2 protein-coding genes are annotated in these 1334 nt (G+C 42.4%); both read left to right on the forward strand.

The window, feature by feature from the left end; genetic code table 11:
• Positions 1-525, forward strand: a 525-nt coding sequence (locus ACWI69_RS12170; RefSeq protein ID WP_448822099.1) for a hypothetical protein, incomplete at its 5' end; no start/stop codon positions are given.
• Positions 526-549: 24 nt separating this feature from the next.
• On the forward strand, positions 550-1334 hold a 785-nt coding region (locus ACWI69_RS12175; protein ID WP_448822100.1), incomplete at its 3' end, for a hypothetical protein.

Raw genomic sequence — 1334 nt, forward strand, 5'->3', positions numbered from 1 at the left:
TTTACAAACTGGTTTTATGGAGAATGGTGGTATAACACGACAATCTGTTTCTTCTTAGGCATGCTGTATAGACAGAAACAGACACAGGTGGATAGCTGGCTGAAAAAATATTTTCTTCCTGCTTTTATGGGAGGTTTGGTATTGCTTGCTGTAACCGGATATGCAGCAATCTATATCGTAGATCATTATGGCTACTGGACGGAGACACCGGACAATCCATGTTATGGCGACAAGCTTTTGACGCTTCTTGCGCAGACACCGGCAATTATGCTTTTCGTCCTGCTTATGGTGATGGTGATTGGCAGGTTCCGGTTTGGCGGACGCGTTACGGAGGCTGGTAGTGCGATTTACTTAGAACTTATTTTATTGAACAATATTTTTATTTATGTTTGCAGTCATGCGAATGTTGTATTTCCAAAATGGGTGTTTATCATATTGGAAGTTGTGTTCACATACATTGCGGCAATTATCTTATATAACGTAAAAAGGCTTATCCTGAAAGGAAATCAGGCGGGTCACGAATGAAAATGGAAGTGGAGGAACTGATTCTTGAAAACACCAGTTAAATTTAATATTTCCACGGTGTTTGCGTTGATTTTGGTGTTTGCTCTGGGTGTGATGCTGACAGGACGAAGAATGTCAGAGGAGAAGTCAAAGCTTGGAAATACAGCGATTTCAGTGTCAGATGCCGTGACATATGTGAAAGAATGCGATGCATCGATAAAGATGCCAAAGGATTGGAAACGCTATTTTCAGGATACTGAGAATAGCGCATCCTACTACATGAAGAAAAATGATATCATGCTTATGACGATGCCGGAAGACCAGGAACACATCATGGAGATGACAGTTAAACCATGCGTAGATGTAATGGGAAACGATGCAGTGAACGGATGGGAAGATCTGTCGGAGGCACAGAAAGAGATATTTGAAACATGGGTGTTAGAGGAGCTTCGGACACCTACGGATAACACGTCAGTGCTTGATTCGGACTTTGAGACACAGTACATAGAAGAAAATGGATGGACGTTTCTGAATGTGCATTATCGGATGAAATCGACAGCCTATGCTGAGTTCCAGTTTTCCCAAGTGTATGCAACTGTTGTGGGTGGAAGCTGTGTCATTATGGACTGTTATACAACAGCAAAAGAGGAATCGAAATACGCTGAAGGTCTGAAGAAACTTGAGGGCTGGTACAAACCGGTTGCATTTAGTATGCAGCCGGGCAATCTGACAAAGTCAATGAAGAGCGCGAACGAAGATTCTCCATGGGTGAAGCTCACGTCATTTACGTTTGGAATTTGGGTATTCTTCATCCCGGTGATTTATATTGC

This window comes from Cetobacterium sp., from assembly GCF_977044495.1.